The 26,542-nt window shown below is 39.2% G+C and carries 24 protein-coding genes; 14 read left to right on the top strand and 10 right to left on the bottom strand.

All coding sequences use genetic code 11. The annotated features are described in order from the left end of the window. The first annotated feature begins 199 nt into the window (after positions 1-199). The 6 genes from G0029_RS08340 (at position 200) to G0029_RS08315 (ending at position 5,523) form a co-directional block, all read left to right on the top strand. Positions 200-574 (top strand): hypothetical protein, encoded by a 375-nt coding sequence (locus tag G0029_RS08340; RefSeq protein ID WP_180107924.1) that lies wholly within the window; start codon positions 200-202, stop codon positions 572-574. 949 nt (positions 575-1,523) lie between these two features. Next, positions 1,524-2,090 carry a hypothetical protein gene (locus tag G0029_RS08335; RefSeq protein WP_180107923.1) on the top strand — a complete coding sequence of 189 codons (567 nt, stop codon included), beginning with the start codon at positions 1,524-1,526 and terminating at the stop codon, positions 2,088-2,090. 96 nt (positions 2,091-2,186) lie between these two features. Further along, complete coding sequence (gene puuE, locus G0029_RS08330; protein WP_180107922.1) at positions 2,187-3,149, top strand: allantoinase PuuE; 963 nt, start codon at positions 2,187-2,189, stop codon at positions 3,147-3,149. 143 nt (positions 3,150-3,292) lie between these two features. Further along, positions 3,293-3,796, top strand: coding sequence for a 2-oxo-4-hydroxy-4-carboxy-5-ureidoimidazoline decarboxylase (uraD, locus tag G0029_RS08325; RefSeq protein WP_180107921.1), 504 nt, complete (start codon positions 3,293-3,295; stop codon positions 3,794-3,796). After that, on the top strand, positions 3,793-4,113 hold the full coding sequence (uraH, locus tag G0029_RS08320; protein WP_168379624.1) for a hydroxyisourate hydrolase: 321 nt from the start codon (positions 3,793-3,795) through the stop codon (positions 4,111-4,113). Before uraD ends, uraH begins: the two co-directional genes overlap by 4 nt. Before the next feature lie 30 nt (positions 4,114-4,143). Next, positions 4,144-5,523, top strand: a complete 1,380-nt coding sequence (locus G0029_RS08315; protein WP_180107920.1) for a nucleobase:cation symporter-2 family protein — start codon at positions 4,144-4,146, stop codon at positions 5,521-5,523. 203 nt (positions 5,524-5,726) lie between these two features. On the opposite strand, the gene G0029_RS08310 is transcribed toward G0029_RS08315, so the two are convergent. Continuing rightward, positions 5,727-6,227: an ureidoglycolate lyase gene (locus tag G0029_RS08310; RefSeq protein WP_180107919.1), complete on the bottom strand. Its 501-nt coding sequence runs from the start codon at positions 6,225-6,227 to the stop codon at positions 5,727-5,729. Positions 6,228-6,316: 89 nt separating this feature from the next. Next, complete coding sequence (gene alc / locus G0029_RS08305) at positions 6,317-7,324, bottom strand: allantoicase (protein WP_180107918.1); 1,008 nt, start codon at positions 7,322-7,324, stop codon at positions 6,317-6,319. Positions 7,325-7,532: 208 nt separating this feature from the next. Between alc and hpxO the strand changes: the two genes are divergently transcribed. Continuing rightward, positions 7,533-8,690: an FAD-dependent urate hydroxylase HpxO gene (hpxO, locus tag G0029_RS08300; protein ID WP_180107917.1), complete on the top strand. Its 1,158-nt coding sequence runs from the start codon at positions 7,533-7,535 to the stop codon at positions 8,688-8,690. A gap of 103 nt (positions 8,691-8,793) precedes the next feature. Here the strand turns inward: hpxO and G0029_RS08295 are convergent, their stop codons facing one another. Further along, the gene (locus G0029_RS08295; protein ID WP_180107916.1) at positions 8,794-9,723 is read right to left on the bottom strand and encodes a LysR family transcriptional regulator; all 930 of its coding nucleotides are present in this window, start codon (positions 9,721-9,723) and stop codon (positions 8,794-8,796) included. A gap of 248 nt (positions 9,724-9,971) precedes the next feature. Here G0029_RS08295 and G0029_RS08290 point away from each other — a divergent pair, with 248 nt between their 5' ends. Continuing rightward, a complete protein-coding gene (locus G0029_RS08290) occupies positions 9,972-11,027 on the top strand; it encodes an aromatic ring-hydroxylating oxygenase subunit alpha (protein ID WP_078193340.1) in 1,056 nt (351 codons plus the stop codon). Positions 11,028-11,097: 70 nt separating this feature from the next. Here G0029_RS08290 and G0029_RS08285 read toward each other — a convergent pair whose 3' ends face one another. Further along, positions 11,098-11,538 (bottom strand): DUF2147 domain-containing protein, encoded by a 441-nt coding sequence (locus G0029_RS08285; RefSeq protein ID WP_168379617.1) that lies wholly within the window; start codon positions 11,536-11,538, stop codon positions 11,098-11,100. A 524-nt stretch (positions 11,539-12,062) separates the two neighbouring features. On the opposite strand from G0029_RS08285, the gene G0029_RS08280 reads away from it, so the two are divergent. Next, complete coding sequence (locus G0029_RS08280; protein WP_180088249.1) at positions 12,063-12,899, top strand: SDR family NAD(P)-dependent oxidoreductase; 837 nt, start codon at positions 12,063-12,065, stop codon at positions 12,897-12,899. Positions 12,900-13,232: 333 nt separating this feature from the next. After that, entirely contained in the window at positions 13,233-14,126 is an 894-nt protein-coding gene (hcaR, locus tag G0029_RS08275) for a DNA-binding transcriptional regulator HcaR (protein ID WP_180107915.1), read from the top strand. A 379-nt stretch (positions 14,127-14,505) separates the two neighbouring features. Here the strand turns inward: hcaR and benE are convergent, their stop codons facing one another. The 6 genes from benE to catA form a co-directional block, all read right to left on the bottom strand. Beyond that, entirely contained in the window at positions 14,506-15,729 is a 1,224-nt protein-coding gene (gene benE / locus G0029_RS08270; protein WP_180004507.1) for a benzoate/H(+) symporter BenE, read from the bottom strand. Positions 15,730-15,793: 64 nt separating this feature from the next. Continuing rightward, positions 15,794-16,579, bottom strand: a complete 786-nt coding sequence (benD, locus tag G0029_RS08265) for a benzoate diol dehydrogenase BenD (RefSeq protein ID WP_180107914.1) — start codon at positions 16,577-16,579, stop codon at positions 15,794-15,796. Between the two features lie 14 nt (positions 16,580-16,593). Further along, positions 16,594-17,610, bottom strand: coding sequence for a benzoate 1,2-dioxygenase electron transfer component BenC (benC, locus tag G0029_RS08260; protein ID WP_180107913.1), 1,017 nt, complete (start codon positions 17,608-17,610; stop codon positions 16,594-16,596). 94 nt (positions 17,611-17,704) lie between these two features. Then, the gene (gene benB / locus G0029_RS08255) at positions 17,705-18,214 is read right to left on the bottom strand and encodes a benzoate 1,2-dioxygenase small subunit (RefSeq protein WP_180107912.1); all 510 of its coding nucleotides are present in this window, start codon (positions 18,212-18,214) and stop codon (positions 17,705-17,707) included. Continuing rightward, positions 18,211-19,608, bottom strand: a complete 1,398-nt coding sequence (benA, locus tag G0029_RS08250; protein ID WP_180106481.1) for a benzoate 1,2-dioxygenase large subunit — start codon at positions 19,606-19,608, stop codon at positions 18,211-18,213. The genes benB and benA overlap by 4 nt, the downstream gene beginning before the upstream one ends. An 85-nt stretch (positions 19,609-19,693) precedes the next feature. Further along, positions 19,694-20,614, bottom strand: coding sequence for a catechol 1,2-dioxygenase (catA, locus tag G0029_RS08245; RefSeq protein ID WP_078193335.1), 921 nt, complete (start codon positions 20,612-20,614; stop codon positions 19,694-19,696). 281 nt (positions 20,615-20,895) lie between these two features. Here catA and G0029_RS08240 point away from each other — a divergent pair, with 281 nt between their 5' ends. The 4 genes from G0029_RS08240 (at position 20,896) to G0029_RS18440 (ending at position 26,528) form a co-directional block, all read left to right on the top strand. Continuing rightward, positions 20,896-21,810: a LysR family transcriptional regulator gene (locus tag G0029_RS08240; RefSeq protein WP_180107911.1), complete on the top strand. Its 915-nt coding sequence runs from the start codon at positions 20,896-20,898 to the stop codon at positions 21,808-21,810. A 191-nt stretch (positions 21,811-22,001) separates the two neighbouring features. Further along, on the top strand, positions 22,002-23,375 hold the full coding sequence (locus tag G0029_RS08235) for an MFS transporter (RefSeq protein WP_180107910.1): 1,374 nt from the start codon (positions 22,002-22,004) through the stop codon (positions 23,373-23,375). A gap of 207 nt (positions 23,376-23,582) precedes the next feature. Next, the gene (locus G0029_RS08230) at positions 23,583-24,803 is read left to right on the top strand and encodes a DcaP family trimeric outer membrane transporter (protein ID WP_227591797.1); all 1,221 of its coding nucleotides are present in this window, start codon (positions 23,583-23,585) and stop codon (positions 24,801-24,803) included. 369 nt (positions 24,804-25,172) lie between these two features. Next, positions 25,173-26,528, top strand: a complete 1,356-nt coding sequence (locus tag G0029_RS18440; RefSeq protein WP_257223949.1) for a TonB-dependent receptor plug domain-containing protein — start codon at positions 25,173-25,175, stop codon at positions 26,526-26,528. Positions 26,529-26,542 lie beyond the last annotated feature (14 nt).

Genomic DNA, 26,542 nt, shown 5'->3' with positions numbered 1-26,542 from the left:
TCAAACTCTATTTAATTAAAAAGATTTAGAGCTCGTCGTACGTCAAGAGCAGCATGGCGATGAACTAGGTTTAGGTTCTGGTTTATTAACACAAGATTTAAAACTTGGACAATGTATTCATGCCTATATTCGTGCGAATCCAAATTTTGACTTAGCAGAAGGCGTTCACTCTGCGATTTTGATTGGCAATGGCTCAGGAATGGCGGGTTTGCTTTCACATCTTAAGCAACGTGTCGCAACAGAGCACTATCAAAACTGGTTAATTTATGGTGAACGTCAACAAGCTTTCGATGCAATTTTTGCTGATGAACTGCATGAATTACAAAACCAAGGTAAAATTGCAGAAATCGATCGGGTATTTTCTCGTGATGGATTTGCTGAAAAGTATGAGCAAGATGTCCTAGTTGTAAAAAAAGCTGAATTGATTGATTGGCTAGAGCAAGGGGCTTGTCTCTATATCTGCGGCAGTTTGAATATGGCTAAAGCGGTAGATGCCACTTTGCAAGAGATACTGGGCATTGAACAACTGCATACACTGCGTAAAGCAGGTCGTTACCGCCGTGATGTGTATTAAATAATTGATGTCTACTGAAGAAGTAAAGTAATGATGCAGTTCGTAATGAGATGGATCGATAGTTTAAAAAGGAATAATAATGGAAAAACTTGTAATTAGAGTTTATCACGATTATAAAAGGCTAATTATAGCTATTTTTTTTATTATTGAATTTTTGATTTTTTTAATAAAGTATTACTTTTTTGGGATAGGTTTCTGGAGTTTTATTGGTGCAGTAGTTTTTTTTATTATCTTTGTTGATCTAATTTATAATGGGAGTTATTTGTTGATCGGGAAGATAAAAAAAGAAAGTGAAGTTTATGAATATTATATTAGGTTTATCTATATTTTTGTAATTTATTTATTTTCAATATATTGCATTGTTGAGTGAAGAGTAAAATTTAAAAATTATGAGTAAATATTTTTTTTAATATTTTGTAGAGTTTTGCTCGTTTATGGCTCTATTGCATAAAGATTCTTAAGGCAGACCACCATAAGTCACTAAAACTTATGTAACTTACTTGGATGTGAGGTGGGCCTAATCAAAATCTTTTGTCTTCTCCAAAGCGTGGATTAATCAATTGCTAGCCAATCTTATTGTTTGAATCTTTTATTTGGAACTGAGTGAAAATGACTTATGAGTATAAATTAATTTTCAGAGTTAGGTGTTTTGATTTTACAAAGATATTTGATCATGATGCTTTAAATTTAAGTATAGTTATACCATTAAAAAATTTACTAGATTAAAAAATCAATGAGAATGCATATTTTTTTAAATTCCTTACTTACGATGTATTGTTCAATTTCAATATTTATGGTCATTTTTATATATTTTTTATCTAATTGGAAAATATGGGAAAAACATTTTACATTCATTAGCATAATTTCTTTTTTAATATTGGCAATTTGTTTTTACTGTAAATACAACGAAAAATTGAATGATGGTGATATTTTATTCAAACAGTTACCAATGAAAGTGAAGCTGCCAATAAGAACTACAACAATATTGTTTTTAAACATAAATTTTGGTTTTGTCTTATTTATATTGGCAGTGCTTACGATAGTAATTACAGCTAATATATGGTTTTTTACACTTTGTATTTTTATTATTTGGAATGCAATAGTTTGTCATCCTCATATTTGGTTTGTAGATTCAATTGATTTAAAACAAGATATAAAAAATAAAACAAACGAATTTGAAATTCTAAGACAGGATAAAGGTGATTTTGAATATTTTAATGATGGTTTCACTTACACTACAACTGGGCCTGAAATAAGCACTAAAACTATATTATGGAAAAATATTCAAAGTATAGATGTCGTACGCCATGATCTTGGTATCTTTGATGAGATTCAACTCTATATATTGTGTTCAAATACAATCATTCATATTACCGAAAATACACAGGGTTATTACTTTTTCCTTGATCAACTGCATCAGAATTTTCCAGAAATTGATGAAATTTGGCAAATTTCAATCATTGCAGATGATTCAGGGCAACCATTCAATATTTTAAAAAAAGGCAATGGTCATTGATATGAAAAGTTATTTAGCCGTCTACGACATTGGCGCATAATTTGCTTGTTTCTACCTAATTTTTTACTGTTTGATATAACAAATTAGGAAGTTGAAGTGACTACAGGCTACTTACGTGGACAAGACTTAATTGATCAGATCCAACAACAGGATTATTCCAGAGATCTAATTGGATATCATGGCGATGTACCTCAAGTCGTATGGCCTAATCAGGCACGTATCGCAGTGCAGTTCGTGTTGAACTATGAAGAAGGTGGAGAAAACCATATCGAACATGGGGATGCAGGATCAGAACAATTCTTATCCGATATTATTGGAGCGGCCAGTTTTCCTACCAAACATATGTCGATGGACTCGATGTATGAATATGGCTCCAGAACCGGTTTTTGGCGGATACATGAAGAATTTAAAAATCGTGATTTACCCATGACGGTCTTTGGCGTTGGTATGGCTTTAGCACGTAATACTTATATCGTCGATGCGATCAGACAAGCCAACTATGATGTCGTTTCACATGGTCAACGCTGGTTACATTATCAAGATATGCCGATAGAGCTGGAACGTCAGCACATGGATCAAGCGATTAGTGTGCTTGAAGCATTATTTGGAAAGACGCCTATTGGTTGGTACACAGGGCGTGACAGTCCCAATACACGTCAGCTATTGGCTGAATTTCCGCAAATCAAATATGACTGTGATCACTATGGTGATGATTTACCTTTTTGGAGTCATTTGACGAATGAAAATGGTCTAACCCGTCCTCATTTAATTATTCCTTATACACTCGAAAGCAATGATATGAAGTTTTGTTCACCGGGTGGTTTCAACAGTGGTGAACAATTTTATCAATACCTTAAAGACGCTTTTGATGTGCTATATGCAGAAGGTGAAAGCGCGCCAAAAATGTTATCGATTGGGATGCATTGTCGTATTTTAGGGCGACCAGGCCGTTTTAAAGCACTACAACGATTCTTAGATTATGTGCAATCACATGAAAAAGTCTGGATTTGTCGCCGTGGTGATATCGCGGAACATTGGTATACACATCATGCAGTCTAGTAAAAAAATATTTGGATAAAGAGGAGCTTAGCTCCTCTTTTTTTAGGCCTGTACTTAGGTAACTGACATCATAGACCTAGGTTGGCACTGATATTGCAAAACTAAATTTGAACAATCATTCAATAATTTTAGGCGATTTTATAGTGCAACTTGTTGAATTTAATAAAGCATCCGAAGCAGATGTAAAAACTTTTTTAAAGCACTGTGTGCAAATTGAAAGCTGGGCAGAACACATTGTGGCGCAGCGCCCTTATACCTCTGTCACGCAAATCATAGATCAAGCAGTAAAAGCTGCAAATGCTTGGACTTGGGATGAAATCAAAAATGCTTTAGATAACCATCCCCGGATTGGTGAAAAAAAGGCGCAGGCTGAATTAAGTAGTTTGGAACAACAATTTTCAAATCGAGAACAGTCTAAAATTTCAGCAGATGAAGAAACTCAATTTGCATTGCTCAAAGGCAATATCGCGTATGAGAAAAAGTATGGTTATCTCTTTTTAATCAAAGCTTCTGGCCTCAGTAGTGAAGATGTACTACAGGCACTGCAATATCGATTATTGAATGATCCTGAAACTGAAAAACGAATTGTTCATCATCAATTGGCTGAAATTGCCTTATTAAGATTAAAACAGGAGCTTAGCGCATGATTAGCTCACATATTTTAGATACCAATCTAGGCAAACCCGCAGCAAACGTCCACATTCAATTATTTAATGCACACGGAGAGTTACTAGGTTCAGCCCAAACCAATGCAGATGGTCGCGTTAACGATTTTGCGCTGAAGGACTTTACAGCAGGTGCTTATAGCCTTGAATTTGCGACCGCTGAATATTTTCAGACTTTAAATACCGAAACCTTTTTTCCAAAAGCTGTGATTCATTTTTATGTAAAAGATGCCTCGCAGCATTTTCATATTCCTTTACTCATCAGCCCATTTGCATATTCAACGTATCGTGGCAGCTAAGAGCAAAGTTAAAAAATAGGGGATATAAAAATGACAGAACAAGATAAAACAGATTCACCAGAACATGAATATTTAGGCGCAGGGAAAAGCCTTGCCTATGGTTTACAGCATGTATTAACCATGTATGGCGGTATTATCGCTCCGCCATTGATTATTGGTACAGCCGCGGGACTTGAACCTGCGCAAATCGGTTTATTGATTGCGGCGGCGCTTTTTGTCGGTGGCTTGGCGACCATCCTACAAACCGTAGGTGTGAAATATATCGGTGCAAAATTACCCTTAGTACAAGGTGTTTCATTTGCAGGTGTGGCGACGATGATTGCCATAGTAACCGCAGGCGGTGGGCTTTCTGCTGTTTATGGCGCAGTGATTGTTGCATCTCTAATTGGCTTTTTTCTAGCTCCATATTTTTCAAAAATTATTCGTTTTTTCCCACCGATTGTGACTGGCTGTGTGATCACTGTGATTGGTCTTTCATTGCTGCCTGTAGCGGTACGCTGGATGATGGGGGGGAACAATAAAGCACCAGACTGGGGAAGTGCTGAGAACATCAGCTTGGCATTTTTGACTTTGGGTATTGTGATTGCGCTGAACTTAACCCGTAATGCAACCATCCGACGTTTATCTATTTTGTTAGCCATCGTTTTCGGTACGGTGCTGGCTTATGCCTTTGGCTTTGGAGATTTTTCTAAAGTTGCACATGGTAACTGGATTCAATTTCCAAGCTTCTTTGCTTTCGGTATGCCAACTTTTGAGTTAAGTGCCATTATTGCCATGCTGATTGTGACTTTAGTGATTATGACTGAAACGACGGCAGACATTATTGCCGTTGGGGAAATTGTTGGTACTAAAGTAGATGCTGAGCGTATTACCAATGGCTTACGTGCAGATATGCTATCTAGTGCAGCAGCGCCAATCTTCGGTTCATTCATGCAAAGTGCTTTTGCACAAAATGTCGGTTTAGTCGCGATTACAGGCGTGAAAAGTCGCTTTGTTGTCGCAGCGGGTGGGATGATCTTGGTCGTCTTAGGCGTTCTGCCAATTATGGGGCGACTGATTGCAGCGATTCCTGTCCCTGTATTAGGTGGTGCTGGTTTAGTTTTGTTTGGAACGGTTGCGGCAAGTGGTATTCGTACCTTGGCGAAAATTGACTATAACGAGCAAAAGAATCTCATCATAGTTGCGACTGCGATTGCAGCAGGGATGATTCCAATTATCGATCATTCTTTCTATGCCAACTTCCCGAAATGGGTGCAAACACTCTTTCATTCAGGCATTAGTTCGACTTGTTTGATGGCGATTATTTTAAATATTGTATTCAATCATCTAAATTTATTTAAAAATAAAGAAGTGACTATGAGCAAAGATCAGGTTAAAAAACCAAGCATGGCGATAGATGTGCAACATTAATCATGGCAGATTTTAAGTCTTAAACCTCACGATGATTCATAAAATAAAAACTTTATAGTTTAAAAAAGCCCTCGAAGTAGAGGGCTTTTTTATTGCGATATTTTTTAATTAAACTATATCAATAGGTTAAATAAAGAATGTATTAACAGATGGTTAAGTGATTTTTAGTCTATTTAACTGTAAGTATTTAAGCTAAAAATACATTAATTTGAAATGTGAATAGGCGTTGGGAACTGGAACACATCACAATTATGCCCAGCGCCAATACGATCGATGACGGCAAAGCTACTCGGTGCTTCGAGTGTTAGGAGAGGATGATGCCATGTTCCTGCACGATAATTGACTCCTTGGCTACCATCAGTAATGAAAGCACATAGCTGTGTAAGATCAGGGCTGTGATCATCCAATGCAGGTGCGACTAACACTAAAAAAGCCTGTGCTTGCATTGGAATAAAAGCTTGCGAGCCGTTGGGATGCCGCTCTAACATCGAAATCGTAAAAGGCAATTCAGTGGTTTTGATATTTCTAAAGATGCTAATTCCAGCAACCGCATCACCTGAAATTTCTGTTTCTACGAGGGCATGATATCGCTCTGTATGTGCATCATTGATGTGGAAAAAATCATGTCCAGTTGTGCAAATGACCTCTCCAAAAGGCGCAAAGCCTTCAATACTGAGAGCTTGTATTTTTATGCTGTGTGTCATGTTTAGATATCTTATAGGGCATTTAATTAAAAAAATTGAAACCAAACACATAGGAAGCACGAAGGCTTCCTATGTGATTAACACTGCAATTAAGGATGTATTTTTCCCCATAACCGTATGCGACTAATCCCCCCGTCAGGAATCATATTGATGCGGATATGCGATATTTTTTCATGCTTTAAAATCTCACTAACGAAGCTATGAATATGATCCATCTGCATGTCTTGTGCGTCGAGCAAAAACGGCCAGAACATACTTTGCGGAATCAGTTGAGGGTCAGTGGCATCTTCTACATAGATCGCTTGTATGGAAACCTGCGCAGGGAAGTTGCCTTTAAAATGGGCAGTATCAATATCAATTTTTTCAATTGCACCAGATTGCCCCAAAGCTAAAATACACCAGTCAAAACCTGGTGCACGGCGACGTTTAGTTTCCCAACCATCTCCCATATTGATGCCGCGACCAGGGTTAATTAAGTTTCGTGGATGTCCAAAATGAGCATCACTATAAGCAACAACACGTCCACCATTTTCTAGCGCAACGAGGTCTAAAGTGTTCGTACTATCTTGAATCTGAACCTGAACTTCACCATAGACTTTAAATCGCGCAATACCGCCGTCTGGATATATATTTAAACGCACATGGGTAAAAACCTGATCAGTTGAGACCTTCAATATATGGTGTTGGCTCGGGCCCAATACGGTATTGCCTAAGATATTGACCCATGCTGCCTGTGCTAGCTCTCCACTTGGTGCAAAACAGGCCTCAACTGATGCGGAAGCTGGGTAATTCCCAGTAAAGAATGTTGTATCAATATCTAAGGCTTGAATTCGACCAGCAACACCGAGTTGGATAATTGCCCAATCATAACCTGCATGGCGTTTACGACGCGTTTCCCAACCATCCATCCATTTGCCATGATCATCAAATTTATCTTCGACAAAGATTGGTGCATTAAATTGAAGCATGCGTTTTGCTTCTGCAAAAAAATCATCTGAACATTCAAGTATTTTTGCACCAATACGGTCATCTGCTAAATTTGTAAGTGTCTGTAATTGTGCAGGAATATCAAAACTAGGTGCAAGTAAAGTTGCCATATATAAAATCCATTCACTATTTTCATTTAAAACATATGCATTTAGTTTTCAGTGTTAAAAATTTAACATTTGATAAAAACAAGCATTTACACGTGTTTAGAAGCACAGCGTGTGCCAACTTTAGAATTTTTTATTGCTTGTTTGAAAAAATGGCATGCTTTTCGCTTTTTAGGAGAAAGATATTTAAAAAAACACAGGGGAGTTATAGATGGACATTACAATTATTGGTGCAGGTATGGCGGGCCTAACGACAGGGATCGCTTTGAAAAAATTTGGACACCAAGTAACCATCTATGAACAGGCAGAACAAATTTTACCTGTTGGAGCCGCTATTTCTTTATGGTCTAACGGTGTCAAATGTTTGAACTATTTGGGGCTAACCGAACAAGTCGAAAAGCTCGGTGGCAAGATGGATCACTTAGCCTATATCGATGGTTTAACGGGCGATGTTATGACACAGTTTAGTCTGTTTCCTTTAATCGAAGAAGTTGGTCAGCGACCTTATCCAGTTTCACGCGCAGACTTACAAAATATGCTCATGGATGAATTTGGTCGTGAGAATATTCATCTAGGCAAAAAAATGGTGAGCTTCTTGGAGCAAGATGATCAAGTGATCACCCGTTTTGCTGACGGAAGTGAGGTTCTGGCTGATTTATTGGTTGGCGCCGATGGTACACATTCATTGACACGGGTGTATGTATTGGGGGAACAAGTTGAGCGCCGCTATGCAGGTTATGTCAATTGGAACGGTTTAGTCGATATTTCAGAAGAATTTGCTGCGGCAGATCAATGGACGACATTTGTAGGAGAAGGTAAGCGCGTTTCGCTGATGCCCGTTGCCGACAACCGATTCTATTTCTTCTTTGATGTACCTTTGGCAGCAGGCTTAGAAAATGACCGCACACAATATAAGGCCTTATTTAAAGAATACTTTAAAGGTTGGTGTGAACCGGTTCAAAAGCTAATTGATGCTGTAGATGCCAAAAAAACCAATCGGGTAGAAATTCATGATATTGAACCTTTTGCAGATTTCTACAAAGGTCGTGTGGTGATAGTGGGTGATGCAGCACACAGCACAACGCCTGATATTGGACAAGGTGGTTGCCAAGCAATGGAAGATGCAATTTATTTAGCTCGTTCTTTGCAAATCAATACTTTGGGCTTACAAGATTCATTGCGTCGTTATCAAAATAAACGTAATGAACGTGCTAATGAATTGGTTCTGCGAGCGCGTAAACGTTGTGATGTGATGCATATGAAAGATGAAAGTGTGACGCGTGAATGGTATGCAGAACTGCGTAAAGAACAAGGCAATCATATTATGAAAGGCATCATTAGTAATATTGTAGGCAATCCATTGGATTAAAAAAATAAACTAATAAAACTTTAGCTTTCAGCAGCCAGTACGGGTTATTCGCACTGGCTTTTTTTAAATAATTATTTGCTATTACAACGCCAAAATATTGGTTTTAGGGGGTCATGGATTTTAAATTGATTTTAATTTCTTCCATTTTTTCCACCAAATGATTAATCATGATCTGAGAAATTCGAGAAGTTTGGCGCTTCGATGCGACACATAAAGCAATGGTCAAACTGTGCAAACCTTTTTCACGGATCGGTTTAAAAATAATCTTATTATTCTCAAGCAATGGCAAAGCATCCATATATGACATCAAACTGATGCCTAATTGTTGTTGAATCAATGACAGTATCATTCTAATGTCATTACATTCGATCTTTTTAATAGGACTAAACTTATGATGTTTATATAAAGTCTGTACATATTCACTAATAATGAGTGGATCACTCGGCAAAATATGCCGTTCATTTAACGTATCTGAAAGATAAATTTTATCCATTCCACCCAGGGTATGATGCGGCGACATCACAAAGCCCAACGGAATTTCTATAAAGGATAAAATCTCTAATTGGCTATGGCTTTTAGGATTTAAAATAATGCCAAAATCTAATTCTGCATCAACGATTTTTCTGGAAATATCTTCACTGCTATTCATGCTGATGTTGAGGTTGATCCACGGATAAGTTTCAGCCATCTTTTGAATACAGTCGACAACAAAGCTATCATTCAAAGCCGCAATAAAACCCATTTCAATGTTTCCACGGTTTAAGCCTTGGATTTCATCAAATCGAGTTCGCGTCAGTTGATATTCTTTTTGCCATTTTAATAAATCGGCATACAGTAATTCACCCGCAAGCGTCAGTTTTAAGCCCTGAGGTAGTCGTTCAAATAGGGCAACCCCCAGTTCTTCCTCTGCCAAAACGATTTGTCGATGTACTGCCGAGACTGAAATAAAAAGTTGTTCAGCAGCTTTGCGTAGACTTCCAGTCCGTGCAACCGCCATAAAATATTCAGAAAATCTAGAAAAAGTAATCGACATACAGGCTTCAATCTCTATCGCGTAAATAGCGAATCATAATGTTATGTATTTTAAGCGATATTCATGCCAGCTTTATCAAATCAAGCAGGGTTCAATGCTTAATGTTCTAAAAAACAGAACAATCTATGCAAATCATTCTAATAGACAGAAATGTGTTTAGATATTAATTTCGACTTAGAAAATAAGGGTTTAGCAAAACCTTGATAATGCTAAATGCTGAAGAAATATTGAAAATGTTGAGATGAACTATGAATGCCATTCCAGTACTCAATTTATTTACCCAACCTCAGTGCAGTACATTTGATGCTAACGACTGGAATATTTTGGCGCAGCATTGGTATCCCGTTGCACGTGTAGAAGATGTTTCGACTGAACCGCAACAAGTGCAATTACTCGATGTAAAAATGGCGTTATATCAAACTGAAAGTGGAAAAATTCATTTAGTTCGTGATATCTGTCCACATCGAGGGGTGCCATTAACCAAAGGTTGGGTCAAGGGTGAAGATATCATTTGTCCATATCATGGTCTACATTATAACGGCGCAGGAAAGTGTGTAAAAATTCCCGCACAGCCAGAGCTGACTCAAATTTCAGAGCGTTTTTCATTAACTAAATTTCCAGTTGTATTGAAATATGGATTGGTGTGGACCAGTTTATTTAACCGAGACGAATCTACGGCCAATTTTCCAGATTTAGACACGTGGGATACAGAGCAGCACCAATCGATATTGCCACCTTATGTAGATATTGGAGGTTCAAGTGGACGTCAGCTCGAAGGCTTTATTGATGTTGCACATTTCGCATGGGTGCATCATGAAAGCTTTGCAGACCGTGAAAACCCTAAAGTACAAAAATATTCGACAGTGCGTACAGACTATGGACTACATACAGAATATCTCAGTGATGTGAGTAATTATCCGCATGGCTTACAACATTTAGCGCCAGAAGATTTTTTATGGAAAAGAACATTTGATGTCTATCCGCCATTTTCAGCAATTTTAACCATTGATTTTCCTGAAAATGGGGTGTTGAAAATCTTAAATGCCTGTTGTCCTGTATCGCATAATAAAACACGTTTATTTGTGCCTTTAACTCGTAATTTTGATACCACAGGAGATTTACAAGCGGTCTATGATTTTAATGCACAAATTTTTGCAGAAGATCAGGACATGGTGGAAAGTCAAAAACCTGAGGAATTGCCATTGGATATCAGTATGGAGGCGCATTTCGAAGCAGATCGCTCATCCACAACCTATCGTCGCATATTAGCCGAATGGGGGCTAAGCAAACGTTATACCGTTTAAATTTTATATTTGAAGTATTCATACAAAAAAGCGACTCAATCGAGCCGCTTTTGACTTTGTACACTAAGGATTAGTTTACACGTATCCATGTCTGGCTGCGTCCAAGCGCAGATACACCAATATAGCCACGACCATTTAAAGTCTTGCCGTCATTCGACATTTTGGCATTGAAACTATAGGTTTTACCATTTTTCGGGTCAGTAATTTTACCGCCGTCATAGGTATTTTTACCGGTATTTTTCAAACCATTCACGATTTGCACACCGAGTAGTGGTTTATTGTGGAATTTACCTACACATTTTTGGCAGTTTTCTGCTTCACCCGGGGTGAGTACATCCACGATTTTTGCAGATAAAACGCCCTTTGATGTTTCATTAAATTGAACTACAGATAAAGGTTTTTTGGTTTGGTCATCGATGGTTTTCCATTTAGTACCATGCAATGGATCAGCAGCCAAAGCTAAGCTAGACACCAGTGACAAACCGATTAGGCTAAGAGTTGTTTTTATCATTTTAGAACCTCTATTGAACATAGTAAGAGATGTGCATCCCTGATCTTCCAAAAGGTGGATACACAAGACTTGGAAAATTACAAAGCATCAGCCTTGCTGTCTTCAAGGGCTATATTCACAAAAAAATAAGTATATATTGTGGATTTTATATACTGATTTTGAATATGTAGAATCTGGATCGTGTAGAAAAATAGAATAAATGTTGAGCTTTGTTTATAACATTTGGGATTTGTATCACTTTTATAAATATCAAACGCTGTTTGAGCTGAAAAATTTAGAGCTACAATCCCAAAAAAAGCCGGAGCTAAAAGGCTCATTTAAGTTTTCAATTTTTGCTCTAATCATGTTGAATTACATTAATTTGATTTGAAGCAATAACGCTAAAGAGCTATGTATAGCATTCATATTTTACAATTAAATAAAATCATTTCATTCATAGATCAGTTCTCGTTAAGCTTGTGTTATGAATAATATGAAAATGCAGCTTGTTCACTGAACGAGATTAAGTGTGTATAGGAATAACGATGAAAAATTTTAACAACAAAGTCGCAGCCATTACTGGAGCAGGTTCAGGTATTGGGCAGCAGTTAGCCATTCAACTGGCTCAATCAGGTGCGCATCTAGCATTAAGTGATCGCAACCTTGACGGTCTTGCACAAACGGCTGAAATGATTAAGCACACCGGTGTGAAAATAATTCAGACCCAATTAGATGTGTCTGATCGTGCCGCTGTAGAGCAATGGGCGGCTGCAACCCAAGCTGAATTTGGCCAGGTCAATTTGATCTTTAATAATGCAGGTGTCGCGTTAGCCAGTACTGTAGAAGGTATGCATTATGATGAAATTGAGTGGATTATGAATATTAATTTCTGGGGCGTGGTATATGGGACAAAAGCATTTTTACCGTATTTAAAACAAAGTGGCGATGGACATATAGTTAATATTTCCAGCTTATTTGGTTTGACGGCTCAACCGACTCAAAGTGCCTATAATGCAACGAAGTTTGCAGTCCGTGGTTTTACTGAATCTTTACGCCAAGAATTAGACTTGGAAAATGCTGGAGTCAGCGCAACTTGCGTGCATCCGGGTGGGATTCGAACCAATATTGCAAATAGCGCGCGTATGAGTGACAGTATTCGTGCGTTAGGGATGAACCCAGATAGGGCAACCAAAGCATTTAATAAAGTGCTAAAAACACCGCCTGAAGTCGCAGCAAAAGGCATTTTAGATGCGGTAAAGCAGAATAAACGTCGAGTTTTAATTGGTAATGATGCCAAAATTATTGATTTAATTCAGCGAATTGCACCTACACGATATGCCCAAGCCATAGATCTACTTAGTGGTAAGAAAAAACGTAAATAATTCAAAGATCAATAACAAGGGATGATGCAACATGATCCCTTGTTTTTGTTTTTGTTTTTGTTTTTGTTTTTGTTTTTTTTGTCAAAATATATATTTGAAAATGTATTTCTAAAATGAATTAAGCGGTGCTAGAGAAGACGCTCTTTTGAAATCACATAATTCCAGCATGAGTTCAATTGATTAAAAATTTTGAACTATTTAGAAGTAAAATATGAGAAAAAATGATATTTAAATAAAAAATGAACACTTCACCACAAAATATAAGACTATTTTAGCTTGCTAACGGAATTGTATTAAAAACGTCCTAAGGATTGGACTACACAGGTGACTTAAATGGAATTAAGACATTTAAAATATTTTGTCATGGTTGCACAAGAACTTAATTTTAGCCAAGCGGCCTTAAAACTTTATACGGCTCAGCCTTCTCTTAGCCAACAAATCAAAGACCTCGAAGAGTTTATTGGCGTACAGTTATTTATTCGCTCTAAACGTAAAGTTGAACTGACCGATGAAGGAATTGTGTTTTTAGAACATGCCAAAAACATTTTAGAAAGTGCCGATAAAGCAGTTGCAATGACGCGCCAAGTCAAAAAAGCCAAAGACCAAAAAATCACCATTGGCTTTGTACCAGTTGCAGAAATGAAAATTTTTCCTTTTATTATTCCGAAACTCACAGAGATGTTTCCTGACTTAAAAGTTGAACTTTTGAGCTTAAATGACACGCAAATCGTCAGTGATTTACATAATGGGCGTATTGATATCGCCATTTCTAGGGCAGATGTTAATAACCATGAAATTTCGAGCCAGTTGATATTTGAAGAGCCTTTGATTTTCTTGATGAATAATCAGCATCCATTTGCAAATCAAAATAAAATATCAGTCAAATCTTTAGAAGAAATAGATTTTATTATTCCGGCTGAGGAAGTGTCGTCAGTTTTGCATCATAAGATTTTAAAATTTGCAGAAGACAAAAAGATCAACTTAAAAATCATCCAACGCGCCAGTAATATTTTATTCAACATTAATTCAATCAATATCACACAGTCGTGTACGATTTTACCGAGTTATATTGCAGATATTGCTTATGAAAATATTATTGTCAAAAAGTTAGATACGGACCTTCCAACAATCAACTTATATATGAGTAAGCGCAGTACAAATTCATTACCTAGTGTGCAAGCATTTATAAATTTAATTAACGATTTTTTTCATTTGAAGTTTGATTGAAGTATATCATTTAGTTAAGTGATTCTGTTCAATAAATAATCTTCTCAGGGGGTAAAAACCTTTAGATTTACGCTGCTGATAAAGTTTATGTTGGTTCAAATTAGATGGTTTTTTTTAAACTAAGGCTAGGTGGCGATTACTTCATCATAAAAATTGAATCTGTGCGTTGCTATGCTTATTTGCCTAAAGGGTTCACTGGATTGCCAAAGTTGTAGAGCTTTTATTGACTGCTGTGGGATTAGATGTTCAAGAAGCTTTTGAAATCGCTCATCGAGAATTGCCTGAATTAATCGAAGTCTAAATGAAAGCATTTAGTTGTAGATTAAACAAAGAAGATGTAATTTTCCCATCTTCTTTGTAGTAGTAATGCTTTTGAATATTATGAACTTTTAGAATCTTGAGCCGTTGTCATCGGCGCTTGTGTGGCTACTCGTTTGGTCAAAATGACATGTGCAGCGACACCGATACAAATCCCCCAAAATACTGAGCTTAGCCCTAAAAAATGCATACCTGAGGCTGTCGCTAAAAAAGTGATTAGCGCCGCATCACGGTTGGCCTCATTTTTCATTGCAACGGACATGTTTGTTCCAATCGCACCTAATAACGCTAGACCTGCAAGTGCAGCGACCAACTCTTTAGGTAATAGGCTAAATAACATGACAATGCTGCCTGCAAATAAGCCGCCTAAAATATAAAAAATACCATTGGCAATACCGGCTATATAACGTTTTTCTTTTAGTTCATGTGCATCTTTGCCCATACACATGGCTGCGGTGATAGACGCTAAAACAATAGTAATGCCTCCGACACATGCGACAACGAGCGAGGCAATACTGGTCGCTGTAATAATGGGCTTAGCTGGCGTGTCATATCCACTGAGTTTCATGATCGCCATCCCCGGAAGAAATTGACCACTCAGACTGACTAAGATTAAAGGAATCGCCAAATTTAAAGTCGAGTTCCAAGTCCAAATTGGGGCAATAAACTGCGGTATAGCGAGTTGAAAATTCACATCAACAGGATTAATTTTTCCTAATGTAAAACTCAGGATGACACCAGTCAGTAAGACCCAAATCATCGCGTAGCGTGGCGATAGTCTTTTAGAAATCAGAAAGACCAATAACATGCCAAAGACAATGATCGGCATACTATCTGTAGCAGTGAACAGTCCAAGCCCAAACTGAAATAAAATACCTGCCATCATTCCCGCAGCGACATCTTGAGGAATCCATTTTAGGAGTTTGTCAAAATAGCCGGTGATTCCAATCAAAAATATAACGATAGCAGACGTGATATAAGCTGCTATGGCTTCATTCAGTGAAATATTCGGAAATAGGGTGACTAAAAGGGCTGTACCGGGCGCTGACCACGCGGTAATCACCGGGGTTTTATATTTAATAGAGAGATAAATACCCGCCAGCGCAGCACCAATAGAAATCCCCCAAATCCATGAAATCATCATGGCTGGGGAAACTTGAGCTTTTTGTGCGGCTTGGAAAAAAATAATCAGTGGGCCTGAATATGAAATCAGCACGGCTAAAAATCCTGCAACCGTCGCTGAGATCGACCAATCTTCTTTTAATGTTTTTAACAGGGGTGCCATCGCTTTTGCCTCCATGCGACTATGTCAATGAGCCTGTTGAATTAAACCAATGACGGTATAGCGTTTAACCTTGATCTCCACCACCAACAGGGACGACTGTTCCTGTCATATAAGATGAATCATCGGATGCCAAAAATAAGATGGCATTCACTTGTTCCTGAATTGTGCCATAGCGTCCTAAGAATGTACGGTCAATGGTTTGATCGACCACGTCTTGCATCCATTGTTTTTCATGATCTGACAATGGATTGGTATTTCTTGGAACTTTCCGTGGAGGTGCTTCTGTACCACCTGTGGCTACGGCATTGACTCGAATACCATCTTTGGCATGTTCAAAAGCGAGTGCAGCGGTTAAGCCATTGACCCCACCTTTTGAGGCTGAATATGGCACACGGTTAATACCACGGGTTGCAATAGAAGATACATTTACAATTGTCCCTTGCTGATTTTGAATCATTTCAGGTAACACGGCTCGGCAGCACCACATAGTTGGAAATAATGAACGATTAACTTCCTTAATGATTTCTTCTTCTGAAAACTCTTGGAAGGGCTTCATCCAAATCGCACCGCCAACGTTATTGATTAAGATATCAATTCGACCATATTTTTCAATGGCTTGGGCAGCAACTTCTTGGGCGCCTGCAAATGTTTCAAGATTGGCTTTAACAATAATGGCATCGCCATTATGGGCTTGAATATCGTTCAGCGTATCTTCAACAAAATCTGAGAGATCTGCCAATACCACTTGAGCGCCTTCTCGAGCCACTTGTAGTGCTACTCCACGACCGATACCTTGAGCGGCACCGGTAACGATGACAACTTTATTGTTAAATCTGGCTTGTTCTGACATTAAACTATTCTCCCTTAATTCGCTGAGAATTTTTCAAACAAAAAGTTTGCAGGTTTAACGCCTTCGGTATCTAACCAGCCACGTACCGCTTCGACCATCGGTACAGGACCACAGAGGTAAATATCCACATCGCCATTGTTTAACCAATCTTTTTCAACATGACTGGTCACATAGCCTTTACGTTCATGCTGTGACTCAGGGTGAGCGACCACAGTACGGTATTCGAACCACGGGAGTTTGCTTTGTAATTCATCGAGCTTGTCTTTTGCTACGATGTCAAAGTCATTGGTTACGCCAAATACAAGACGAACAGGTTGTTCAGAACCTTTTTCTTCAAGCACTTGTAACATGGACATAAACGGCGCAATACCTGTACCACCTGCAAGCATGACCACAGGGCGGACAACATTACGCAGATAAAAACTACCAAAAGGTCCTTTGAAGGTCATTTTGTCGCCGGCTTTCGCATCGGCACTCAGGAAAGTACTCATTTTGCCTTCAGGGACATTACGAACCACGAAGCCTGTTAAACGATTACCCGGCTTTGAACTAAACGAATACGAACGAGTTTCTTTTGTCCCCGGAATGCCGACATTGACGTATTGACCTGCCAAGAAGTTAATGTCAGGTTGATCTTCATCCAGTTGAATATCAAAGGTAATCGTAGAATCCGACATATTTTTAACACGAGACAATGTGCCTTGAAACTCATGAATTTCAGTTTTACACACGTCAGATGATGCACTGATTTGGAAAACCGCATCTGAACTTGGACGACATTGGCAAGCTAAAATATAACCTTGCTCAGCTTCTTCGGGGGTTAAAGCGTCTTCGATATAAGATTCTTCAGGCATGTCGTAAGTACCTGACTCACAAAATGCACGGCATGTCCCGCATGCGCCATCACGGCAATCTAGAGGGATATTGATTTTTTGACGATAGGCTGCGTCGGATAAGGTTTCACCTTGAGCAACACTAATAAAACGAGTAACGCCATCTTCAAATTGAAGTGCAACATTATGGTTTGACATGGCTGAATATCCTTTTGAAAATCTGGTATAACGTGTCCTTTCAGCCAAATATCCTTCTGGCTGAAAGTTAAACCTTGCTTAGTGAAATAAGCTTTTAGAGGTGATAAATATCAATAACTTGGTTGATATAATCGTTTTTAAGAACTACATATTTGCTGAGGATTTTTGGCTGCTCACCTGAAAAATCAATTTCATAACGTGACATGCCAAAGTAGCTATAGTTGGTTTTGTAGCGGAAACTTAAGGTGTTCCAGTTAAAACGCACCGTTACTTTGTCGCCATCACGTTCAATAATCTCGACGTTATTAATGTTATGGCTGGTTCGTGTATCCGGCATCGTGGCAGATGAACGCTCAGTTTTAATGCGGAAGACACGGTCTTCTAAACCTTGACGGTCTGGATAATAAATCAAAGAAATCTCAGACTGCGGATCTTCCGTTAGGCGGTCATCGTCATCCCAAGCAGGCATCCAAAATGATGCAGATGGGGCATAGCACTCTAGCCATTCATCCCACTTTTCATCATCTAAAAAACGCGCTTCGCGGTAGAGGAACTGAGATACAGCTTCAATGCTTACGCTGTCTAAATGTGCAGTTGAATTCATGCGACATCTCCTTGTTCATTTGCGACTTGTTGTGCCAATTCTTTTTCTTCAGCGATGGCATGTTTCATGGTTTTTAACCAATATTGATGCTGAGCAAGGTAAAGACCTTCATCTTCGGTTTTGATGCCACTTAATAGTGGTTTTAGACCAATTTCATTGGCTGCATCATCCGGTCCATGAATCCAGTGTTTTGAACCACGGCACATGTCGTTCCATTCCAGTTCAATCCCTGCATAACCTGCTTGGCAGGCACGGAATTCTTCTAAATCATCGGGTGTTGCCATGCCTGAGGCATTAAAGAAGTCTTCATATTGACGAATACGACGTGTACGTGCTTCTGGCTCTTCACCGACAGGGGCGATACAGTAAATGGTGACTTCAGTTTTATTGACAGAAATCGGGCGTAAAACTCGAATTTGTGAACCGAATTGATCCATCAAATAGACGTTTGGATAAAGACATAGGTTACGTGAACGCTCGATCATCCATTTCGACATCGGTGCGCCGAATTTTTCGGTATATTCATCGGCTTTGCTAAAGTTTGGACGGTCTTCTGGGTTTGCCCATTGGGTCCATAACAACATGTGACCACTGTCAAAACCATAAGAACCACCACCTTGCTTGCCCCAAGAACCCGCACTCATAGCACGAATATTATCTGCCGCTTGTGCTTCTTTACGGTGCTGAGTGGTCGCTGCATAGTTCCAATGCACGGCTGATACGTGATAGCCATCTGCGCCATTTTCAGCTGTCAGTTTCCAGTTACCTTCATAGGTATAGGTAGATGAACCACGTAAAACTTCCAAACCGTTTTCCGACTGACCTTCGATCATGTCGATAATTTTGGTGGTTTCACCTAAGAATTCTTCAAGGCTTGGCACATCAGGATTTAAGCTACCAAATAAAAAGCCTTTATAACTTTCAAAGCGCGCGACTTTTTTCAAGTCATGTGAACCATCTTGGTTAAAGCAATCTGAATAACCAGCTTCAGCAGGGTCTTTAACTTTGAGCAATTTACCTGAGTTATTAAAAGTCCAACCATGGAATGGACAGGTGTAGGTTGCTTTGTTGCCTTTTTTATAACGACATAACTGTGCGCCACGGTGTGAGCAGGCATTGATCATGGCATTCAGTTCACCATTACGGTTACGTGCAATGATGATCGGCTGGCGACCGATATGAGTCGTGTAATAATCATTGTTATTTGGAATTTGGCTTTCATGTGCCAAATACACCCAGTTACCTTCAAAAATGTATTTCATTTCAAGATCAAACAACGCTTGATCGGTAAATACTGAGCGGTGCAGTTTAAATTCACCAGTGTCAAAATTATCGACAAGAAGTTCATCAATACGATCTAGATGGCTGGTGTTAATTACAGGAATACGTGGCATGTCCATTCTCCGACTGTCCAATGAGGGGATAGTCACCGAGTTGTCAGACTTAGATGAGACAGCTCGGCTTCCTTAGATTGAGTAATTAAGCGCTAGCGCGTCGACGATCTACTTCAGTATTTGGTGCAGCAGCTTGTTCTTTAACTAACTCAACATTAAAGCTAATGTGCTTAAACGGTTGGTTTAGACCACGACGTGCAATTTCAGCTTCGTCTGTGATATCAACAGCAGTTGCCACCAGACCATCACGAGTTGCAAAGGCAAAGTCGTCCCAAAGGTATTTATCACCTTCGATGTTGAATTGAGTAGTTAGCTTGCGGTAACCCGGTGCAGAGATAAAATAATGTACATGTGATGGACGGTTACCATGACGGCCTAGTTTGTCTAAAACAAATTGAGTTGTACCTTCTGGAGGGCAGCCATAACCAACGGGCATCGTAGTTTGTGCAACATATTTACCGTCTTGGTCAGAAAGAATCGTACGGCGAAGGTTAAAGTCAGATTGAGACTTATCAAAGAAAGAATAGTTACCTAGGCTGTTGGCATGCCAAATTTCAACTTTAGCGCCTTCAATGATGTTGCCTTCGGTATCTGTTACCGTACCTTCAATAAACAGAGTTGGAATTTTATCGGTTTCCGTACCATCATCCATACGAGCAAAGCCCACTGATTCAGGTGCGCCAGCCACATATAAAGGGCCTTCAATGGTACGTGGTGTACCACCTGTAATACCTGCTTTCGCATCAGCTTCATCGGCACGTAAATCTAGATAGTGCTCTAAACCTAAACCAGCGGCTAAAAGACCTAATTCGTTCGCTTGACCCGCGTCTGTAAAATACTCTAGACCTTTCCATAGTTCAGTTTGAGTAATATCTAGATCTTCAATCGCTTGGAATAAATCACCCAATAAACGTACCACAACTTGCTGTACACGTTGGTCAACAGGCCCTGTCGCTGTATCTACGTTCATTTGTTTAACCAGAACATCAATCTCTTGACGGTTCATACTATATCTCCTTAAGTATGCATTTAAGTTTGGGTGGCTATCACTCGATAAAAGAGGTCTTTGGCTGCCACGTTCCTTGTTTGGTTGTCTAACAATACTTTTTAAGTTGTTTCGTGTAGCGGCTGAAGCCTCTTTCAGGTAATGCGCTGCACGATATTTTTGATCTGTTGGATGGGATTAAATTTGCTTAATCCTGTCTATGTGATATACCTTAAAAGAATAAAATCTTCACGTCGAAGATCAAATTTGCATTTTATTATACTTAATAGGTATCGATAACCATGGAACTAAGACACTTAAGATACTTTGTCGCGGTGGTTGAAGAGCAGAGTTTTACCAAAGCGGCAGAAAAACTATATATAGCTCAACCACCTTTGAGTCGGCAGATTCAAAATTTGGAACATGAGCTTGGAATTCAGTTATTTGAACGAGGTAGCCGTCCGCTTAAGACTACAGAAGCAGGTCAATTTTTTTATCATCATGCTTTAAAACTTTTGTCTAATGCAGAAGAAATTAAATCAATGACGAAACGAATCGGTTTAACAGAACGGACCGTGACAATCGGTTTTGTGAGCTCTTTATTGTTTGGTTTACTTTCGAATATTTTGTATTTATTTAAACAACAACATCCACATTTAAAAATAGAAATGGAGGAAATGGCGACCACTGAACAAATTAAAGCATTAAAAGAAGGTCGTATAGATGTCGGCTTTGGGCGTTTGCGTATTTCAGACCCCGCGATCAAACGGGTTTTACTGCGTGAAGAACGCTTAGTGGTAGCCTTACATGCTAGTCATCCATTGGCACAAAAAAAGGAAGGGGTATATCTCGCAGATCTGATCGATCAGCAATTGATTTTTTACCCAAATCACAACAAACCAAACTTTTCGACCCAAGTGCGTGGCATATTTTCAGAGTATGGTTTGGAACCTAAAAAAGTACGTGAAGTACGTGAATTACAACTAGCCTTGGGCTTTGTTGCAGCGAATGAAGGAGTTTGTATCACCCCAATGAGTGCCCAAAGTGTGCAATTAACACATTTAACATTTGTTCCGATCTTAGATGAAGCCGCGATTAGTCCTATATTTATGGCTGTACGTAATATGGATGAAAGCGAAGATATTCGTGGTTTATTTGATAGTGTTTATCAAGTGTATGATTTAGAAGCGATTCCATATGATCGTGCTGTGTTTTGAGTATGTTGTCGCTAGACGTTCAGATGAACTGCACATATGAAATGATCTATTTAAATAAAGCGGAATCAAGGGATTAATTTGTATTCAACTTTTTAGGTATACAAACATGCCTAATCGGTTTTGGACATTAAGCACCGACTTATTCATTGTGAAAAGCGAATTTTACAAGCTTCACAATTAGGAGGTGGGCTATGCAAAACCAGAAAATTAATATTAATACCTTGGTTGATGAAGCCAAATTTACGCCATTTCATTGGGGTGTTTTGATTTGGTGTCTTTTGATTATTATTTTTGACGGTTATGACTTGGTGATCTATGGCGTTGCCTTACCGTTGTTGATGCAAGAATGGTCCTTATCTGCGGTACAAGCCGGCTTACTGGCAAGTACGGCTTTATTTGGCATGATGTTTGGTGCCATGTGTTTTGGCACACTGTCCGATAAAATTGGTCGTAAAAAAACCATTATGATCTGCGTCGGTATTTTTAGTGGTTTTACCTTCTGCGGCGCTTTTGCAAGTATTCCCGTTGAGTTTGGTATTTTACGCTTTCTTGCCGGTCTAGGCATCGGTGGTGTTATGCCGAACGTTGTGGCGTTAATGACGGAATATGCGCCTAAACGTATACGCAGTACCTTGGTTGCACTAATGTTTAGTGGTTATGCCATAGGTGGTATGGCTTCAGCGTTATTGGGTGCTTGGTTAGTGCCTGTATATGGCTGGAAAATCATGTTTTATATTGCAATTATTCCATGTCTTGCATTGCCTTTAATTTGGAAATTCCTCCCTGAGTCATTGATGTATTTAACCTCAAAGCATCAAGCAGATACGACTCGAACGATTGTCTCTAAAATTGCCCCTGAACAAGTCCTCACAACGGATACACAATTTGTACTCAATGAAGTTTCTGAAGAAGATAACGCTCCGTTAAAAGCATTATTTCAACAAGGCCGTAGTTTCAGTACGTTTATGTTCTGGATTGCATTTTTCATGTGCTTATTGATGGTTTATGCACTTGGAAGCTGGTTACCAAAATTGATGATTCAAGCTGGCTATTCGCTTGGTGCAAGTATGATTTTCCTCTTTGCGCTGAATATTGGTGGAATGGTAGGTGCTATTGGTGGTGGTGCTTTGGCAGACCGATTCCATATCAAAAAAGTACTGAGCATCATGTTCATGTGTGGCGCGTTGGCTTTAATCTTACTGGGCTTTAACAGTCCGCAAATGGTTCTGTATACATTAATTGCTGTAGCAGGCGCAGCTACCATCGGTTCACAAATCTTACTTTATACCTTTGTCGCACAATACTACCCAACCACGGTACGTTCTACAGGTATGGGCTGGGCATCGGGTATTGGACGAATTGGTGCAATCGTTGGGCCGGTACTTACTGGTGCGCTTTTAACGATGAATTTGCCGCATCAAATGAATTTCTTGGTGATTGCCATTCCCGGTGTCATTGCTTCTTTAGCAATATTTATGGTGAATTTGCAAGCGTCTGTAGAGGCATCTACTCAAGGTCAATCGCCAAAACTCAATACGCAAGCTATCAAAAATCCAGCGAATTAAGCCGATATTTAAAGATTTAACATTACCCCAAAATTTTAAGTTTCTAGGCCCTGATGTACAGCATGAGGGCTAGTGGGAAATTGTGACAAAAAATAAGGAAAGGGCATCGCCCAAATCGAGGTCAGGATGAAAACTCAAAAGCTAAATTTAGTCAAAAAAACCTTTAAAATTAAACTTATGATACTAGCTTGTGCAGCCGCGTTCCCCATGTGGATACATGCGGCAGTCAGCGAGGCTGAAGTTGAACAGTTGCGTGAAGAAGTCAAAGCGTTAAAAGCCATGATGCAGCAATATATTCAACAACAAAACACCTTGTCGAGTGAAATCAAAGATGTAAAACAACGACCTGTAGTTGCTGCACAGACTCAAACACCGACCCTGAGTTTAAATACCAAATCGGGCGCTGAGTTTAGCTTGTATGGCAATGTGCGTGCAGATGCATCTTATCAGGCAGAAGGCGGCAGCTTATCTCGCCTGTATAACCAAATGAATAGTGTTCCGCTAGAAGGAAATGCTGAAAGTTCAGATCGTTTAAAAGTAACACTTGCTGCTACACGTTTAGGACTAGACTTTAAAACGCCGACTCAAGTGGGCGATGTAGGCGGTAAAATTGAAGTCGACTTTTTGGGTGCAAATGATGGACTGAGGATTCGTCATGCCTATTTAACTTATGGTGATTGGTTGGTGGGGCAAACATGGTCTAACTTTGCTGTACCTGATTATATGCCTGAAACCATTGATGCATTGGGCTATGTCGGTGGTGCTGTTAAACGTACACCGCAAGTTCGCTATAGTCACAAATTTAGTCCAGAGACAAATCTTGTACTCGCTGCAGAAGATTCTAAGGATGACAGCTCAATTATGCGTTTGCCTGCATTAACAGCGCGGTTAAACCATAAAATGACAGATACACTGATGTTAAGCGCACGTGCGATGGGTGCTGAAAAGAAAACGGATACGGATACAGAAACCGCATGGGGACTTGGTCTGGGCGCAAAGCTAGATTTGACGGATAAAACAGTGCTCAAAGCGGATTATTACCATGTCAAAGGCGACAGTAGTTTTGTGTCATGGACCAACCAAGGTTTTGTGACCAATGCAGATAAAGACATCATCGCCACCAATGAATTTGACTCGATTACAGTAGGTTTAACTCAACAAATTTCAGCACAATGGCGCGGAACATTGGGCTATGGTTATATGAAAGCAGATGGTAATGCAGATTATGTCAACTCATTAGTTGATAAAACCAAGGCCAATAAAAACTTGTGGCAAGCATGGGCAAATGTATTTTACAGCCCTGTTAAGCCGATTAGTTTAGGTCTGGAATATGTCTATGGTGAACGTGAAGCTTTTGGCGCTGCACCAAATGGCAGTACTAAGGGGGAAGATAACCGAATCAATGCAGTCGCGATGTACAACTTCTAATGCTATTACAGAGAATAGTTTAATTTAAATTGCCTTAGAAATTTCAATATCAATTTAACGAGAGCGTGATTGAAATTATATTCAGGTTTTAACATCTGACTTTCCGACAATCTTTCAATGCGTGCTCTCAATTCATACTAGCCCTTGATCTTCACTGATTGAGGGCTTTTATCTTATTTAGAAACTTATATTTTTTGACTAAAAAATATAATTATCTGTTTTATTTCATTTAACAAATCATTTGAATATAAAAATACGAAGAAGGATATTGATAAAAATCATGAATTTTGAAATATTTTGATACATACATGACGATAAAACACACTACAATCCTTGCCGTAAATTTCGTTTCACTTAGAAGACGCAATCATGGATGTCCCTCAATTTTCCAAATATAACAACACGTCACTTAAGCTTTTAAGCCTGATGATGCTTACTGCAATGGCACAATATAGTGTTGCAGATAGCAATGTATTACCTGAAATCACCATTAACGTTGAACAAAGTTCAATGGATGAAAAAATAAAAAAAGCACTGACTAAAGTAAATGGTGCAACCAATGCGATCGTTGCAGCAGACATTCAAGATGTACCCAAGCGAACAAATGCTGATTTATTTAAAAATCAACCGGGGATATACGCGGCATCTTCAGGAAATGAAGGGGTGAAACTGTCGATACGTGGCTCGGGGATCAATCGTGCACCGGGGGCGCATGCTTCAGGGTTGTATGTAACCTTAGATGATTTGCCATTTACAGGGCCAGGAGGAACACCTTATGAACTGCTTGAGCCGCTGTGGGTAGACCATATAGAGGTTTTACGAGGGGCTAATGGTTTAACACGTGGCGCATTAAGCTTGGGTGGTCTAATTAACTATGCAAGCCCAACAGGAAAAAATGCAGCAAAACTGTCAGTGCATCATGAAATGGGCAGCCACGGTTATCAAAAAAGTGAAATCAGTTCAGGACAACAAATCGGTGACTTAGACTATTATCTTTCCTTAACACAAAGTGATGATGACGGTTTTCAAGATCATGCTTCAAGCCAGAGCAAAGGTTTATCGGCCAATGTGGGATATAAAATAAACCCTAACCTAGATACACGTTTTTATCTGCGTTACCGAGAGACTGAACACCAAACGCCGGGACGTCTAACCCAACAACAGATTGAACAAAATCCAAAACAAGCAGTAGCCCAAAATATCTCGCTGAATAATAATCGTCCGCAGCCGGGAAGTCTTTGGTTGGCGAATAAAACCAATATGACTTTGGACTCGGGCGATCGTTTACAGTTGGGTCTGGCCTATCATCATTATCCGATGGATTTGCAAGAAGGTTTGTATAGTACCGATGTTGACTATGACGATATTATTACCTTATTTAACTACCAATTTGACCGAACGCTATGGGGGCATGAAAGCCAAAATACTTTAGGTTTTCGTAGTACCACGCATTTGCCAGATGGTCAGGTCGTTGAACGCTTGCGTGTAGCGCAAGGCGCCTATGCTGCGGGTACAGAAACGCGGCATTATACCTACCAAGGTGGTGACTATGTTTTACATTATGCCAATGCCTTGGCACTACACCCACAGTTTTGGCTCGATAGTCGAGTTGCATTGGCGTACACCCATCGTGAAAGTGAAGTGACATGGCCTGTGCAAAGTCATAAAGAAAATATTCGTGAATGGAATGTCCTGCCATCGCTAGGTTTTCGATATCAAATCTAACCTGAAACACAGCT

The sequence above is a fragment of the Acinetobacter sp. YH12138 genome (genome assembly GCF_015218525.1).
In the GTDB taxonomy this organism is placed as follows: domain Bacteria; phylum Pseudomonadota; class Gammaproteobacteria; order Pseudomonadales; family Moraxellaceae; genus Acinetobacter; species Acinetobacter amyesii.
The sequence above is the reverse complement of the archived record's forward strand: the minus strand, read 5'-3'. Positions and strand labels throughout refer to the sequence as shown.